Here is a 14,798-nt window from a genome sequence, read left to right on the forward strand (position 1 = left end):
GCCGGGACATAGTTGACCGCGTCGCCCAACACGTCGGGCAGGTAGAAGACAAACACGCCGTACATCAGCAGGAAGATCGAAATCGCGAAGCCGTCCTTCACCGTGTAGTACGGATGGAAGGGAACAGTGTCCTCCTCGGACTTCACGTTCGCCCCGGTGGGGTTGCCGTTGCCCACCACGTGCAGCGCCCAGACGTGCAGGGCGACCACGCCGGCGATCACGAACGGCATCAGATAGTGCAGCGAGAAGAAGCGGTTCAGGGTCGGATTGTCGACCGCGAAGCCGCCCCACAGCCATGTGGTGATGGCCGGTCCCACGATGGGGATCGCTCCGATCAGGTTGGTGATCACCACGGCGCCGTGGAAGCTCATCTGGCCCCAGGGCAGGACATAACCCATGAAGGCCGTGGCCATCATCAGCAGGTAGATCACGCAGCCGAGGATCCACAGCACCTCGCGGGGGGCCTTGTAGGACCCGTAGTAGAGGCCGCGGAACATGTGGATGTAGACCGCGATGAAGAACATCGAGGCCCCGTTGGAGTGCATGTAGCGCACCAGCCAGCCGTAGTTCACGTCGCGCATGATGCGCTCGACGGAATTGAAGGCGTGATCGACGTGCGGGACATAGTGCATGGCCAGCACGATGCCGGTCACGATCTGGATGCCCAGGCAGACCGCCAGGATGCCGCCGAAGGTCCACCAGTAGTTCAGGTTCTTCGGGGTCGGGAAGTCGATGACGCTGTCATACGCCAGGCGCACGATCGGCAGTCGGGTGTCGAGCCAGCGCTCGAAGCCGGTCTTCGGCTCGTAGTTGGAATGTCCGCTCATCGTTTTCAGCCCACCTTGACCTTGGTGTCCGACAGGAAGGCGTAGTCCGGCACCGCCAAGTTCGTCGGCGCGGGACCTTTCCGGATGCGACCGGAGGTGTCGTAGTGCGAGCCGTGGCACGGGCAGAACCAGCCGCCGTACTCACCGCCGCCGAAGGTCGGCACGCAGCCCAGATGGGTGCAGGTGCCGATCAGGATCAGCCATTGGGCCTTGCCGGGCTTGTGGCGTTCCTCGTCGGTCTGCGGATCGCGCAGGTCGGCGTTGTCGTCCTTGATCGCCTCGGCGATCTCCTTGCCCGTCCGGTTCCGGATGAACAGCGGCTTGCCGCGCCACTTGATAGTGACCTGCTGGCCAGCTTCGACCTTGGTCAGGTCGAATTCCACCGAGGCGAGGGCGAGGGTGTCGCCGGCCGGGTTCATCTGGTCGATGAACGGCCAGGCCAACGCCCCAACCGCGCCCACGGCCATGACGGCCGCGGCGATGTGAATGAAATCACGCCGGTTCGGGTCTTCGCCCGAGGCATGAGGATCGGGGTTTGCGCCCACCACGGTGTCGGCCACCTTAAAGCTACCCTTCGCTTGCGGCCGCGACTTTGCGCCGAGACCCGTCTTCGACCCTGCCAGACGTTCTGGTAAGGGCCATTCGGAATTCAATGCTGGAGCAGGTCGAATTGCCGGAAGTTACAGCGATCGCGCGTTGCGGCCGCCCCTTCCGTGATTCGCGCCTAGCCCCGGCCAATCCCGTAGGCTGGATCGCTTAGAATGCTGCTGGCGCTTTTTCAACCGGACATTCCGCAAAACCTTGGAGCGGCGTTACGTCTCGGCGCCTGCATGGGGGTCGGAATTCACGTCATAGAGCCCTGTGGCTTCCCGCTTTCAGACCGTGCGATCCGCCGCGCGGCCCTCGATTATGGCGAGCCGGGCGAAGTGACGCGGCACCCCGGATGGGCCGATTTTACGCAAAACAGGCCCGGACGCATCGTTCTGTTCACAACCAAGGCCGCCGAGCCCCTGCACGCCTTCGCCTTCCAACCCGACGACGTGCTGCTGTTTGGGCGCGAAAGCGCGGGGGTTCCCGACGAGGTTCACGAGAGCGCCGACGCGCGGGTTTATATTCCGCTGATACCTGGAATGCGTTCCCTGAACGTCACGGTCTCGGCGGCGATCGGCCTTTCCGAAGCGTTGCGCCAGACCGGCCAATTTCCTAAGCCACCGGCATGAGCAGCCTTCCTCCCGAAATCGAAGACCGTCGCGCCCGCGCCAAGGCGTGGTTCGAAGACCTGCAGATCCGCATCGTCGCCGAGCTGGAGCAACTGGAGGCCGAGGCGCCCCCGGAGCTCTATCCCGAGGAGCCCAAGCGATTCGACATGCGCCCCTGGACCCGGGAGACCGGTGTCGGCGGCGGGGTCGGGGGGCACTTCAAGGGACGCCTGTTCGAAAAGGCGGGGGTCCACACCTCGGCGGCCACCAGCCGCTTCTCGCCGGAAATGGCGGCCCAGATGCCCGGCGCCGACAAGGACCCTTCCTACGTTTCGGCCAGCATCAGCCTGATCATCCACCCGCGCTCGCCGCGGGTGCCCACCGTCCACATGAACACCCGCTTCCTGTCGACCGCCGAAAGCTGGTTCGGCGGCGGCGCCGATCTGACACCGATGGTCGACGAGCAGCGTAGCGAGGAGGCCGACGACGCCGTCCTGTTCCACGCCGCGATGAAGGGCGCCTGCGATCCCTTCGATCCCGACTGGCACGCCAAGTACAAGGTCTGGTGCGATGAGTACTTCTACCTGCCGCACCGAAAGGAGACCCGTGGGGTCGGCGGTATCTTCTATGACCGGCACAATTCCGGCGACTTCGAGAAGGACTTCGCCTTCACCCGCGCCGTCGGCGAGGCCTTCCTGGAGGTCTATCCCAAGATCGTCCGCCACCGCATGAGCGAACCCTGGACCGAACAGGACCGGATGGAGCAGCTGGTCCGCCGCGGCCGCTACGTCGAGTTCAACCTGCTCTACGACCGCGGCACCATGTTCGGCCTGAAGGCGGGAGGAAACATCGACACGATCCTCTCCTCCATGCCCCCGATGGTGGCCTGGCTCTGACCCCCCTGGCGGCGGCCGGCTAGATCGCCGGCTTCATTGTCGCCATCTGAGCCTTGAGGTCGTGGCTGGGCACCTTTGCCCCGCCGGGCGCCGGGCATTTGGCGCCTGTGTCGATCCAGGCCTGGAAGAGTTCGCCAAGCTGCGCCTGGGTTCCCGGCGCCGGGGTCCGGCCAAGGCCGGGGTCCCAACCCCAGGCCACCAGTTCGTCCCCGGCCATGTGTTCCTGGATTTGGGCCAGGGTCTTGCCGCCGTTGCGGGCCGGGTCCTTGAGCTGAGCGCAGATCTCGCCAAGCGTCTTGCCCTGCCAGGCCATGGAGGCCGGCGCCAGCGCCCACTTCGGGTTGCCGGGGATGGTGACGATGTGGGTCCCGCCCACCCAGACGTTCTTGGCGGTGTGGCAGGAGGCGCAGCGCAGCCCCTCTCCATGACCATCCTCTCCGCGCGACACCACCGGCATGTGCGGATGGCGGACGTCGCCCTGGGCGGGGCGGTCCACGGGATGACAGTTGGCGCAGCGGGGATGGGTGATGACCTTGCCGGCCTCCTCGAAGAGGGCGACCGAGCGTGCGTTCCTGTCGGCGATGCTGTTGAACGAGGCCGCGGGCTTCAGGGAGGTCCGCTGCTCCATCTCGGCCAGGACCGAGGCGGCGGTCTGGCTGGGCGCAGTCTGGGCCTGGGCGGTCAGTGTCGCGGCGGCGACGAGACCGGCCGCGCCGAGGGACATAAGCAGGGCGCTGGCGTGGCGCATGAGGCGATCTCCGGCCGGCGCGGAAGCGGCGCCGTATCCAGAACGTCAGGACCGGCGAAGCGTTGCTTCCTCCAGAAATCGCTGGATCCAGCCTCCGACCCGTGACCGGTCGTCTGGCTGTTCGAAGGACAGGATCGCCTGGTCGGCCTGGGCGTCGGTATAGCGGCTGCCGCGGCGGCTCTCGATCAGGGCGCGGGCATAGGCGGGCTCGAACTCCGGATGCAGCTGCAGGGAAATCGCCGGCTGGTCGCCATAGGCCAGCATGCCGAAGGGAGTGAACGCGCTGGCGGCGATCACCCGGGCGCCCGGCGGCGCCTCAACCACCTGGTCCTGGTGCGAGGCGGGGATGCTGAAGCGGGGGGCGTCCATCCAGGCCTGGGGCTGGCGGACCTCATAGCGGTGCAGGCCCACCCCCCAGCCCTTGGGGGACTGGATCACCGTGCCGCCGAATGCCTCGGCCATGATCTGGTGACCGAAACAGACGCCCACCATCGGCGTCCCCTTCGCCGCGCGCAGGAAGTCCTTCAGCGGCTCGATCCAGGGCAGCGGGTCGTAGACGCCGGCCGATGAGCCGGTGATCAGATAGGCCGCGCAGGCGTCTGTGCTATCGGGGAGCTCCCCCGCCTGAATGTCGAAGGTGGCGTAGTCGTAGGCGTCCTGGCCGAACAGGGCGCGGAACATGGCGGGATAGTCGCCGAACTGGTCGACGTCCTTGGGCGGGGCGCCCGTCTCGAGGATCCCCAGCCTCAATAGGCCATGCCCTGGGCCACCGCCTTCAGCTTCTCGATGGCCGAGAACTTGTCGTCGATGAAGTCGTGATCGATCCACCAATCCTCCACCTCGCGCAGCACCTGGCCCACCATCGGGCCCTTGGGCACGCCCGATTGGATCACGTCCTCGCCGGTCAGCGGGAACGGCGGCGGCGACCAGCTCTCGGCCAGGGCCAGCAGGCCCCGCCACTGGTGCGTGGCCGAGGTGCGGCCCGACTTCGCCCAGGCCAGTTTCACCCGGTCGGTGAGCGCTCGCAGGCCGATGGCGTAGACGGCGCGGCGGATTTCGCGGGGGCTCATCCAGCTGGTGATGCGGGGCGTCTTGCCGACGGCCGCCACCAGGCGGTCGCGAACCTCGTTGGAGAGCCGCAGGCGCTCGGAGATCTGGGCCGCCCCGACCTGGTCCTCGGGGATCAGGGTCGCCAGCCGCAGTATGGGATCGTTCTCGAACAGCTGGTCGGTCTCGATCTCGACAAGCTGGTTGAAGGCGGCCAGGTCCTTGGCGCAGGGCAGGATCGTCCCAAGCACGCCGGTCTGCGCCATCAGCGCCATGGCAGGACGCGGTTCCTCGGCGGCCAGCAGCTTGGTGAGCTCCTTGGCGGTGCGCTCGGCGGGGCGGCCGGAGAGGGATTCCTTCAGGGCCTTGCAGGCGGCCAGCGCCTTTTCGTCGGCGTCGCCCTTGCCGTACCAGGCCTGGAACCGGAAGAAGCGCAGGATGCGCAGATAGTCCTCGCGAATGCGGGTCATGGCGTCGCCGACGAAGACGATGCGGCCCGCCTTGCCGTCCTCGATCCCCCTGCCCGTAGGGTCAAAGAGCGTCCCGTCGCGGTCGGCATAGACGGCGTTCAGGGTGAAGTCGCGGCGCAGGGCGTCCTCGGTCCAGTCCTGGGTGAAGGCCACCACCGCGCGGCGGCCGTCGGTGGAGACGTCCCGGCGCAGGGTGGTGATCTCGAAGGGCTGACTGTCGGCCACCGCGGTGATGGTGCCGTGCTCGACCCCGGTCGGTACGGCCCTGATCCCCGCCTCCTGCAGGGCCTCGGTGATCTGGTCGGGGGTGAGGGTGGTGGCGATGTCGATGTCTTCGATCGGCCGATTCAGCAACGAATTGCGCACACAGCCCCCCACGAAGCGCGCGCAGCCAGTGAAGCCGCGCGCCTCCAGGGCGTCCATCACGGCGACGACCTGCGGGGTCTGCATCCAGGGCTGTTGGCCAATGTTGTCGGTCATGGAGTCTGGGGCGCTCTCTTCTCGAAATGGCCGGGGGTGATGCGCCCGCCGGGGGCGGCCTCGGCGGGGACATAGACCTGGCCGCGATTGTCGCCATGGAACACAGCCGTGGCCATCAGCGAAACCCCCATCAGCACCGCGCCCGCGGCGAACAGCCATGCCCAGGGGGTGGAGCCCATCTCCCGCCCGGTGCGCCGGGCGACCTCGCGCCACAGGAACCAGAGGCCGAAGGGCAGGGCCACGAGCAGGGCGCGGCTGGCGAGGACCTCAAGCAACGGCCGCGCCGTAGAGCCGCTCATAGAGCCCCCGCAACACCCCGGCGGTCGCGCCCCAGATGAAGCGCTCGGCGTGGGTCATGGCGTAGAACCTGCGTTTTTCCCCGGTCGGCGCCTCACGTTCGTGCTCCTCGTGATTGGCGGGGTCCATCAGGAAACCGAAGGGCGTCTCGAAGATGTCGGCCACCTCGGCCGGATTGGCGGTGAGCGAGAAGCCTTCACGGACAAACCCCACCACCGGGGTGATCAGGAAGCCGGTCCCGGTGACATAGGGCGAGGACAATCCCGCCAGCATGACGTAGTCGGGGTGCAGGCCCACCTCCTCGTGGGCCTCACGCAGGGCGGTCCGCCAGGGCGTCTCCCCCGGATCGCGGCGGCCGCCCGGCAGGGCGATCTGGCCAGTATGGCGGCGCAGGGTGTCGGCCCGGCGGGTCAGGATCACCGAATAGGCCCCTTCCCGTTCGACCAGCCCCACCAGCACCGAGGCGGGAGTCAGGGCGGCAGGCGGGTCTCCGTACTGGCCCGACAGGTCGAAGTCCGAGCGGGTCGCTCCGGACACAGGCTCGCGCTCCTCCAGGGGATCGAGGTGAGCCATGATCCAGTCGCGGGTGGCGGTCGACGCCTGGGCCGGGTTCACGGAAGGTGCGCTCCGGCAGGACCCACCGGGAACCAGGCGCCGCCGGAGGCGACGCCCAGGCGCAAGCCTTCGGGCGTCTCGCGCTCCTCCGCGAGCTCCACGAGTTCATAGAAGACCGGCCGGGCGATCAGCGCCTCCAGGCCCCGGCGGACGTGGAGGTAGGGGCGCGGCTCACCGGTGGTGGCGTCCATCTCGACACGGATCTCGTTCTCAGGGCCCGCCTCGACCTCGTCGCCGACATTGGTGAGGAATTTCAGGGTGTCGCCTACCTTGTCGACGCGCACGGCGATGAAGGGGGCGTCCTCCACCGTGATCTTCATCTTCTCCACCGGGGTCACCAGGTGGAAACCGTCGGGGTCCTTGCGCAGGACGGTGGAGAACAGGCGCACCAGAGCCTCGCGGCCGATGGGCGTGCCCTCGTGGAACCAGAGGCCGTCCTTCTTGATGACGATGTCGATATCGCCGCAGTGGGTCGGATGCCAGAGGTGCACGGGCGGCAGGCCGCGGCCCGGCGCCTGCTTGGCGGCGGCGATCACGCTTTCGAGGCCGGTCTTGCTGGGCGTTTCGGTCATGGATCCAAGGTAGGGCGCGTGGCGGCCCGCCTCAAGCGCGACCCTAGGTCAGGGCGCGACCACGAGGCCGGAAAGGTTGTCCGCGCCGCCCTCACGCAGCGGCCGCACGAGCACGCGGCGCTGATCCACCGGTCCCGGCAGGCGCACGGCCCTGGCCGGGGCGGCGGAGAATCCGAAGCGGCTGAAATAGGGTTCGTCCCCCACCAGCAGCACACTTGCGAAGCCGGCGGCCTGGGCCGCCTCGCAGGCCCGCTGCACCAGGGCGCCGCCGGTTCCGAACTTGCGCACGTCGGCCGCGACGGCCAGGGGCCCCAGGAATATCGCCTCCGTCCCCCCGACCCGGATGCGGGTCATGCGCACGCAGCCCACCAGGCGGCTCTCATCCCAGGCGCAGAAGGACAGGTCCTGCCGGAACTCGGCGATCTCGCGGACCCGTTCGGAGACCTTGGTGAAGCGGCCCGGCCCGAAGGCGTGGTCCAGCAGAATCTCGATGGCCGGGCCATCCTGATCTTGTTCAAGCTTGAGGGTCGGCGCCTGCGCGGCGGCGGAGAGGGTCATCGGCATGGGATCTTCTTCGAAGTGCGACGGTCACCGGTCGCGCAACAATGCGCAGACCGGCGGGCGGTTCTAACTGGCGCGGCGGGCGCGCCCGGTTCGTCGCAGTCGTCGCATGACGTCAGGCCCGGAACTTCGATCAACAAGCGCGGCGATAGGGCCATGTGGCCTGCGCGTCAATCACGCGTTGCGAGCGCGGCCGTGGCGCCGCAAGGTCCGCCGCCCATGACCGAGACTCTCCCCGACGGCCCGGCCGAACCCGCCACCCTTCGCGAGCTGATGAAGCGGCGCGACTACGTGCTGTTCTGGATAGGTCGCGTCGGCGCGACCCTGGGAGTGCAGATCCAGAGCGTCGCCCTGGGATGGCAGATGTACGCCGTGGCCCGCGAGACCATGGATGTGAAGCAGTCGGCCTTCTATGTCGGCATGATCGGCCTGGCCGCCTTCATCCCGGTCCTGCTGCTGTCACCGATCGCCGGCGAGACCGCCGACCGCCACGACCGGCGCAAGGTGCTGCTGCTCTGCTACACGGGCGAGATCGCCACCGCGGTCACCCTGGCCCTGGCCTCGATCTACGATTTCGCCAGCATCCCGCTGCTGCTGGTGCTCTCGGCCCTGTTCGGCGCCAGCCGCGCCTTCATGGGCCCGTCAGCCACCGCGCTGGCTCCCATGCTGGTGCCGCGCAGCCTGCTGCCCCGGGCCATCGCGCTGAATTCCCTGGCCTGGCAAGGAGGCTCCATCGTCGGGCCGGCCATCGGCGGCCTGCTGCTGGCCCACTCCACCGGCCTCTCCTACTCCGTCACCACGGTGCTCTACGGCCTGTCGTTCGTGTGCGTCTTCATGATCCGCGCCGTGACCAAGCCGATCGTCCAGGCGGGCTCCCGCTGGGCCCTGATCAAGGAGGGGCTGGTCTATACCTGGACCAACAAGATCGTCTTCGGCGCCATCTCGCTGGACATGTTCGCCGTGCTCCTGGGCGGAGCGACAGCCCTGCTGCCGGTGTTCGCGCGCGACGTCCTGCATGTCGGGCCAGAGGGCTTTGGCCTGCTCCGGGCAGGCCCGGCCATCGGCGCCACCCTGGTGGCGGTGGTCCTGGCCACCCGGCCGATCCGCCAGCACGCGGGGCTCACCATGTTCGCGGGCGTGGCGGTGTTCGGAATGGCCACCATCGTCTTTGGCCTTTCAAAGTCCCTGCCGCTGTCGGTGGCGGCCCTGGCCGTCCTGGGGGGCGCCGACATGCTCAGCGTCTATGTCCGCCAGACCCTCGTGCAGATCGTGACTCCCGACCACATGCGCGGCCGGGTCGCCGCCGTATCGTCGCTGTTCATCGGGGCGTCCAACGAACTGGGGGAATTCGAGAGCGGCGTGGTGGCGCGATTCTTTGGCCCGGTCGGCGCGGCGGTTTTCGGTGGCGTTGGCGCGTTGATCGTGACCGGCGTCTGGGCGAAACTGTTTCCAGCCTTGCGCAAGGCCGACAGGCTCGAATAACAGTCTGCGAATTATATTTCAGGGAGATTGGTTCATGGGTGCTCTTTCAGGCAAAGTTGTTCTTGTTACGGGCGGCGGCAACGGTATCGGCCGCGATTGCGCTCTGATCGCCGCGCAGGAAGGCGCGAAGGTCGTCGTCAACGATTTGGGCGGCAGCCTGAAGGGCGAAGACGAAGGTTCGGCCGGTCCGGCTGAGTCCGTCGCCCAGGAAATCCGCGCCGCGGGCGGTGAAGCGGTTTCCAACTCCGACAGCGTCACCGACCTCGACGCCGTCTACGGCATGGTCGAGCAGGCCAAGAAGGAGTTCGGCGGTCTGCACGCCGTGATCAATCCCGCCGGCATCCTGCGCGACGTGATGTTCCACAAGATGACCGAAGCCGAGTGGGACTCCGTCATCGCCGTCCACATGCGCGGCTCCTTCAATGTGGCCCGCGCCACCATCGAGCTGTTCCGCGAGCAGAACGACGGCGCCTACATGTTCTTCACCTCGACCTCGGGCCTGCTGGGCAACATCGGCCAGGCCAACTACGGCGCGGCCAAGATGGGCATCGCCGGCCTGTCGCGGATCATCGCCATGGAAGGCGCCCGCAACAACGTGCGTTCGAACTGCGTGGCCCCGGTCGCCTGGACCCGCATGACCCAGTCGGTGCCGGTGAAGGATGAAGCCGCCGCCGCCCGTCGCGCCGTGATGGCCGAGAAGATCCGCGCCGACCAGCCGGCCCGCTTCTCGGTGGCCATGATCACCCCGGCCGCCGCCAGCGTCTCGGGCCAGATCTTCGGCTCCTCGGGCGAAACCATCACCCTCTACTCGCAGCCGCGGCCCATCGAGACCGTGACCAAGGAAGAGGGCTGGACCGTCGACAGCATCATCAAGGAAGCCATTCCCGCGATGGCGCCGAAGTTCTTCCCGGTCCAACGCCCGGCTCCGGCCCCGGCGCCCGCCGCCTAAGAACCGACGTTTCGACACGACGATCAGGACCCCGGTCGAAAGGCCGGGGTCTTTTTCATGCCTGCTGCAAGGCCTGCCACTGGTCCCGCGTCAGCTCCCAGTAGAGCGACCGACGGACCGTGCCGTCGGGACGCACACTGTCGCGCTCCCCCATGCGCACGAAGCCGGCCGCCTCGATGACCCGGGCGGAGCGGACATTGTCCAGGGCTGCGGTCAAACCCACCAGCCGCACCCCCAGGGCTTCGAACATCCAGCCGAACGACCGCGCCGCGCCCGCACTGCCTTGGCCGCGGCTCTGCAGGTCCGCGCGGCGTCCGCCGACGATCTCGGCCGAGGACCGGTCGGGCCAGACCGAGAATCGCGAATAGCCGGCCACCTCGCCGACCGGGTCCAGAGAGACAAACAGGATCGCCTCGCCCTTCTGGCGCAGGGCTTCGGCCTCCGCCACCCAGGCGCTCACCGTCTCGGCGTTGATCGGCCTGGGCAGGTCATAGATGGGTCCGGAGACCGCCGGATCGCTGAGCAGGGTCACGAGGCCCGCCACATGCTCGGGACCGGCCAGCACGCTGTCGGGAGAGCCTGGCTGGGCGGTCCGCACGGCCTGGCGGATCGCCGCCTCCTCCTCGGGGGTGGCCCTCAGGACCGTCTTCGGCGGCGCGCTCATCGGCTCCTCCCAGGGCGGGCTCTTGCTGGCCCGAAACTTGCGTAACCTTAACCGGTAGCCCGGAGTTTCGCATGTCTATTTCCGCCATCGGCGCCTCCGTGCTGGGCGCGCTTTTGCCCGCAGCCGCTGACGTGGTCAGCAAGCCCGCGAGCGCGGCGGACATCGCCGCCGTGAAGGCCGCAGAGTCGAAGACCAGGACCCAGGCGACCCTCGACGCCATACGCGAGAAGGGAATCTACCAGTGGGCGCAGGAGGTGAAGGCCGAGAAGCTGAAGGAGAAGCTGCGCGCCGAGATCCTGGAATCCCGGGGCACAAGCGAGGGCGACCTGGCCAAGCTCGATCCCAAGCAGCGGGCGTCGACAGAGTCATCCATCGCGGAAGAACTTGCCCGGCGGATCAAGGAAGCCATGCTGGAAATGCTCGAGAACCAGGCCAAGGCTGATCCCGAGGGCAAACAGGCCGGCCCGGCGATCATCGACATCAAGGTCTAGCTCCGCGCGAGGCTCACCAGCGCCTGGTCGGTCAGGCGGCGCACCGTCCACTCCGTCTGCGCCGCGGCGCCCAGCCCGTCATAGAAGGCGATGGCGGGCGCGTTCCAGTTGAGCACCGCCCATTCCAGCCGCGCCAGACCCTGCGCCTCGCAACGCTGGGCCAGGGCCCGCAGCAGCGCCTTGCCCGCCCCCAGGCCACGCGCCTCCGGGACCACGAACAGGTCCTCCAGATAGATCCCGTGCCGGCCCCGGAAAGTCGAGTAGTTGTAGAACCAGATGGCGAAACCCACCGGCGCGCCGTCCTGCTCGGCGATGTCGCAGAACAGGCGCGGGGTCTCGCCGAACAGGTGACCGGCGAGATCGGCCTCCGTGGCCTCCACCTCGTGCAGCAGCTTTTCGTAGTCGGCCAGCGCCCGGACAAAACTCATGATGACAACGGTGTCAGCAGCGACGGCGGGGCGGACAGTGACGGCCATGGCGGCTAGGCTTTCTTCTGGCTTGGCGAGGAGCGCATGGCGGTCTCACCCGAATTTCTCGACTACATCCTGGAGCAGCTGCAGCCCCTGGGCGGCGTCACCCACCGCCGCATGTTCGGCGGCGTGGGACTGTCGCGTCACGAGCTGTTCTTCGCCCTGATCGCGCAAGACACCCTCTACCTCAAGGTCGACGACGCCAACCGCCCCGACTTCGAGGCAGCTGGCTGCGAGCCGTTCAAGCCGTTCGGCGGCGACAAGGCGATGAGCTACTGGACCACGCCGCTGGACGCCCTGGAGGATCCCGAGGTCCTGGCCGCCTGGGCGGGCAAGGGCCTGGAGGCCGCCGCCCGCGCCAGGACAACGCCCAAGCGCAAGCCTAGCCGATGACCACGCCCGGCGGCGGGACGGAGTCCGCCGGCACGAAGAAGTCCGGCATCAATCTGGTGGTCGGATCGACGCGGTACTTGTCGAAATCGCGCTCGCCCTCGGCGTAGAGGAAGCTGTCGTCGATCAGGAAGTTGCCGGTGAAGTCGCGGGCCGGCTTCTCGAAGATGGCGTGGGCGGCGTCGGCCATGATCTCGACCGTGCGGCACTGCTTCATCCCGTCGTCCCCAGCCAGGGCGAACTGGATAGCCGCCGTGGCGATCCCCGTGCGGGGCCACAGCGCATTGAAGGCGATGCCATCGGCCTTGAACTCCGACGCCATGCCCAGGACGCACATGCTCATGCCGAACTTGGCCATGGTGTAGGCCACGTGACCCTCGAACCAGCGCGGGCTCATGTCCAGCGGCGGCGACAGCATCAGGACGTGCGGATTGGCGGCGTTCTTCAGATGCGGAATGCAGGCCTTTGAGGTCAGGTAGGTGCCGCGCGCATTGACCTGGTTCATCAGGTCGTAGCGCTTCATGTCGGTCTGCAGGGTGCCGGTGAGCTGGATGGCCGAGGCGTTGTTGACGCAGATGTCGATCCCGCCGAAGGCCGCCACGGTCTTCTCCACCGCCTCATAGACGCTGGCCTCGTCGCGGACGTCGACGATCAGCGGCAGGGCCTTGCCGCCCGCCGCCTCGATCTCCTTGGCCGCGGAGTAGATAGTGCCGGGAAGGTGCTTGTGCGGCTCGGCGGTCTTGGCGGCGATGGCGATATTGGCGCCGTCGCGAGCCGCGCGCAGGGCGATGGCCAGGCCGATGCCGCGGCTGGCGCCGGTGACGAAGAGGGTCTTGCCTTGCAGGCTCATAGTTTCACTCCGGTGGTCTCTTCGGACAGGGCCCAGAGGCGCTCGGCGCTTTCGGGGTCCAGGGCGTGGGGCATGACCCCGGCGTTGGGCTCCTCGCCCCAGGGCAGGGCCTGGGCCAGGTTTTCCAGGTAGAGGCCGCCGACGCCTTCCAGTTCGTCGCCGATCGCGGCCCAGACGCTGGTGGAGGCGCCCTGGGCGGGGGTCTTGAACCCTTCCCGGACCACGCCGTCCTCATTCATCCAGCCCATGGCGATCATTTCCTCGCGGGGCAGGTGCCGCTGCAGCGGCGTCATGATCCCGCCCGGCATGACCGCGTTGGCGGTTATCCCGAGGTCTGCGAAGCGCTTGTGGTAGCCGACCGCAAACAGGGAATTGGCGGTCTTGGACTGACCGTAGGATTCCCACTTGTCATACGCCCGCGTGCGATAGTGCGGGTCGTCCCAGTTGATGTCGCTGCGGCGGTGACCGATGGAGGACAGCGAGACCAGGCGCGCGGTATGTCCCTCCTCGGCCCCGTTCATCAGCGCCCGGGCCAGCCCGATCCCCAGCAGGAAGTGGCCGAAGTGGTTGACGCCGATCTGCATCTCCAGATCGTTGGCGGTGTAGCTCTGCGGGCAGGCCATGACGCCGGCGTTGTTGATCAGGATATTGAGGGGCCTATCCCCCCAGGCGCTGACGAAGCCGGCCACCGAGGCCAGGTCGGAAAGGTCGAGCGCGCCCACCTTGACCCGGTCCTCGCCGATGTCGGCGTTGATGTCGGCGGCGGCCGTCTCACCGGCCTGACGGTTACGCACGGCGATGGTGACCTCGGCGCCCGCAGCGGCGAGCGCGCGGGCGGTCTCGACGCCAATGCCGGTCGCTGCGCCGGTGATCACCACCGTGCGGCCGGTGAGGTCATGATCCTCGGCGATGACGGCGGCGTCGGTGAAGGGCGAGAGGCCGGCGGTGATGCGGGCCATCTCAGCCGACCTTGGTGAAGTCGGGGCCGCGCTTCTCGGCGAAGGCGGCGAAGGCCTCCTTGGCTTCCGGCGACTTGAGCTGGGCGGCGAAGTGGCGGCCTTCCTCGTCCATGCGGTTGGCGATGGCCTCGCCGTCACGCATCAGGGCCTTGGTGATGACCACGGCGGCGGGCGGACGGGCGGCCACGGCGTCGGCGGCGGCCTTGGCCCGGGCGCGGAGCTGGTCGGTGGGGACCGCCGCATTGGCGATGCCCCAGTCGACGGCCTTCCTCGCATCTACGGCCTCGCCCAGCACGAACATCGAGAAGGCCCGCGCATGGCCGATCCGGGCCGGCAGGGTCAGGCTCGACGCCGCCTCCGGCACCAGGGCCAGATTGACGAAGGGCGTGGTCAGAAGGGCGTCCTCCGAGATGTAGACGAGGTCGCAATGCAGCAGCATCGTCACCCCGACGCCGACGGCCCGACCGTTCACGGCGGCCACCAGCGGGGTCTTGGCCCGCGCCAGGGCGGCCAGCAGCGGGTTGCCGCCGCGCCGCGCCTCATTGGCGCTGGCGTCGCCGGAATTGACGGCGGCGAAGTCCGTGAGATCGTTGCCAGCGGTGAACATGTCCCCATTGGCCTGGATCAGGACGCAGCGGACCTCCTTGTCGAACTCGGCCTGGTCGATGGCGTCGCCGAGCGCCTGATACATGTCGCGAGTGAGCGCGTTCTTCTTCTCCGGCCGGTTCAGCGTCAGGGTCAGGACGCCGCCCGACTTCTCGCTCAAGACATGTTCGCTCATCAGTCCACTCCCTCGATTTCTTACGTCGTATATTAGGCCGCCGCGCCGGA

General features: G+C 67.9%; 20 protein-coding genes. 6 read left to right on the forward strand and 14 right to left on the reverse strand.

Annotated features, from left to right (window positions below; all coding sequences use genetic code 11):
* Positions 1–827, reverse strand: an 827-nt coding sequence (locus Q8N10_RS16185) for a cytochrome b N-terminal domain-containing protein (RefSeq protein WP_305663957.1), incomplete at its 3' end; no start/stop codon positions are given.
* A 5-nt stretch (positions 828–832) separates the two neighbouring features.
* Positions 833–1,387: a ubiquinol-cytochrome c reductase iron-sulfur subunit gene (gene petA, locus Q8N10_RS16190; protein ID WP_304777385.1), complete on the reverse strand. Its 555-nt coding sequence runs from the start codon at positions 1,385–1,387 to the stop codon at positions 833–835.
* Between the two features lie 201 nt (positions 1,388–1,588).
* Here petA and Q8N10_RS16195 point away from each other — a divergent pair, with 201 nt between their 5' ends.
* Positions 1,589–2,047: a tRNA (cytidine(34)-2'-O)-methyltransferase gene (locus Q8N10_RS16195; RefSeq protein WP_304777386.1), complete on the forward strand. Its 459-nt coding sequence runs from the start codon at positions 1,589–1,591 to the stop codon at positions 2,045–2,047.
* Positions 2,044–2,922, forward strand: coding sequence for an oxygen-dependent coproporphyrinogen oxidase (gene hemF / locus Q8N10_RS16200; RefSeq protein ID WP_304777387.1), 879 nt, complete (start codon positions 2,044–2,046; stop codon positions 2,920–2,922). The genes Q8N10_RS16195 and hemF overlap by 4 nt, the downstream gene beginning before the upstream one ends.
* A gap of 19 nt (positions 2,923–2,941) precedes the next feature.
* Here the strand turns inward: hemF and Q8N10_RS16205 are convergent, their stop codons facing one another.
* The 7 genes from Q8N10_RS16205 to Q8N10_RS16235 are packed head-to-tail and all read right to left on the reverse strand — an operon-like array spanning position 2,942 to position 7,715.
* Complete coding sequence (locus Q8N10_RS16205) at positions 2,942–3,670, reverse strand: Isoquinoline 1-oxidoreductase subunit (protein ID WP_304777388.1); 729 nt, start codon at positions 3,668–3,670, stop codon at positions 2,942–2,944.
* Positions 3,671–3,715: 45 nt separating this feature from the next.
* Positions 3,716–4,420, reverse strand: a complete 705-nt coding sequence (locus Q8N10_RS16210; RefSeq protein ID WP_304777389.1) for a gamma-glutamyl-gamma-aminobutyrate hydrolase family protein — start codon at positions 4,418–4,420, stop codon at positions 3,716–3,718.
* Positions 4,417–5,667 (reverse strand): CCA tRNA nucleotidyltransferase, encoded by a 1,251-nt coding sequence (locus tag Q8N10_RS16215; RefSeq protein ID WP_304777390.1) that lies wholly within the window; start codon positions 5,665–5,667, stop codon positions 4,417–4,419. Before Q8N10_RS16215 ends, Q8N10_RS16210 begins: the two co-directional genes overlap by 4 nt.
* Positions 5,664–5,942 (reverse strand): hypothetical protein, encoded by a 279-nt coding sequence (locus tag Q8N10_RS16220; protein WP_304777391.1) that lies wholly within the window; start codon positions 5,940–5,942, stop codon positions 5,664–5,666. Before Q8N10_RS16220 ends, Q8N10_RS16215 begins: the two co-directional genes overlap by 4 nt.
* Positions 5,935–6,537, reverse strand: a complete 603-nt coding sequence (locus tag Q8N10_RS16225; protein ID WP_304777526.1) for a CoA pyrophosphatase — start codon at positions 6,535–6,537, stop codon at positions 5,935–5,937. Before Q8N10_RS16225 ends, Q8N10_RS16220 begins: the two co-directional genes overlap by 8 nt.
* 38 nt (positions 6,538–6,575) lie before the next feature.
* Positions 6,576–7,151, reverse strand: a complete 576-nt coding sequence (locus Q8N10_RS16230) for a DUF1285 domain-containing protein (protein ID WP_304777392.1) — start codon at positions 7,149–7,151, stop codon at positions 6,576–6,578.
* A 48-nt stretch (positions 7,152–7,199) separates the two neighbouring features.
* Positions 7,200–7,715 (reverse strand): GNAT family N-acetyltransferase, encoded by a 516-nt coding sequence (locus Q8N10_RS16235; RefSeq protein ID WP_304777393.1) that lies wholly within the window; start codon positions 7,713–7,715, stop codon positions 7,200–7,202.
* A 216-nt stretch (positions 7,716–7,931) separates the two neighbouring features.
* On the opposite strand from Q8N10_RS16235, the gene Q8N10_RS16240 reads away from it, so the two are divergent.
* Positions 7,932–9,194 carry an MFS transporter gene (locus tag Q8N10_RS16240; protein WP_304777394.1) on the forward strand — a complete coding sequence of 421 codons (1,263 nt, stop codon included), beginning with the start codon at positions 7,932–7,934 and terminating at the stop codon, positions 9,192–9,194.
* Between the two features lie 34 nt (positions 9,195–9,228).
* Entirely contained in the window at positions 9,229–10,143 is a 915-nt protein-coding gene (locus Q8N10_RS16245; RefSeq protein ID WP_304777395.1) for an SDR family NAD(P)-dependent oxidoreductase, read from the forward strand.
* Between the two features lie 55 nt (positions 10,144–10,198).
* On the opposite strand, the gene Q8N10_RS16250 is transcribed toward Q8N10_RS16245, so the two are convergent.
* A complete protein-coding gene (locus tag Q8N10_RS16250) occupies positions 10,199–10,807 on the reverse strand; it encodes a GNAT family N-acetyltransferase (RefSeq protein ID WP_304777396.1) in 609 nt (202 codons plus the stop codon).
* Positions 10,808–10,878: 71 nt separating this feature from the next.
* Here Q8N10_RS16250 and Q8N10_RS16255 point away from each other — a divergent pair, with 71 nt between their 5' ends.
* Positions 10,879–11,298, forward strand: coding sequence for a hypothetical protein (locus Q8N10_RS16255; protein WP_304777397.1), 420 nt, complete (start codon positions 10,879–10,881; stop codon positions 11,296–11,298).
* Here the strand turns inward: Q8N10_RS16255 and Q8N10_RS16260 are convergent.
* Entirely contained in the window at positions 11,295–11,774 is a 480-nt protein-coding gene (locus Q8N10_RS16260; RefSeq protein WP_304777398.1) for a GNAT family N-acetyltransferase, read from the reverse strand. The genes Q8N10_RS16255 and Q8N10_RS16260 overlap by 4 nt on opposite strands.
* A gap of 36 nt (positions 11,775–11,810) precedes the next feature.
* On the opposite strand from Q8N10_RS16260, the gene Q8N10_RS16265 reads away from it, so the two are divergent.
* On the forward strand, positions 11,811–12,161 hold the full coding sequence (locus Q8N10_RS16265) for a TfoX/Sxy family protein (RefSeq protein ID WP_304777399.1): 351 nt from the start codon (positions 11,811–11,813) through the stop codon (positions 12,159–12,161).
* Here the strand turns inward: Q8N10_RS16265 and Q8N10_RS16270 are convergent.
* From Q8N10_RS16270 to Q8N10_RS16280, 3 genes are read right to left on the reverse strand one after another with little or no spacing between them, the layout of a single operon-like run.
* Complete coding sequence (locus Q8N10_RS16270) at positions 12,151–13,008, reverse strand: NAD(P)-dependent oxidoreductase (RefSeq protein WP_304777400.1); 858 nt, start codon at positions 13,006–13,008, stop codon at positions 12,151–12,153. The two genes, Q8N10_RS16265 and Q8N10_RS16270, sit on opposite strands and share 11 nt — an antisense overlap.
* Entirely contained in the window at positions 13,005–13,967 is a 963-nt protein-coding gene (locus Q8N10_RS16275; protein WP_304777401.1) for an oxidoreductase, read from the reverse strand. Before Q8N10_RS16275 ends, Q8N10_RS16270 begins: the two co-directional genes overlap by 4 nt.
* A gap of 1 nt (position 13,968) precedes the next feature.
* Positions 13,969–14,748 carry an enoyl-CoA hydratase-related protein gene (locus Q8N10_RS16280; RefSeq protein ID WP_304777402.1) on the reverse strand — a complete coding sequence of 260 codons (780 nt, stop codon included), beginning with the start codon at positions 14,746–14,748 and terminating at the stop codon, positions 13,969–13,971.
* Between the last annotated feature and the right edge of the window lie 50 nt (positions 14,749–14,798).

The sequence above is a fragment of the Phenylobacterium sp. genome (assembly GCF_030693625.1).
In the GTDB taxonomy this organism is placed as follows: Bacteria; Pseudomonadota; Alphaproteobacteria; order Caulobacterales; family Caulobacteraceae; genus Phenylobacterium; species Phenylobacterium ferrooxidans.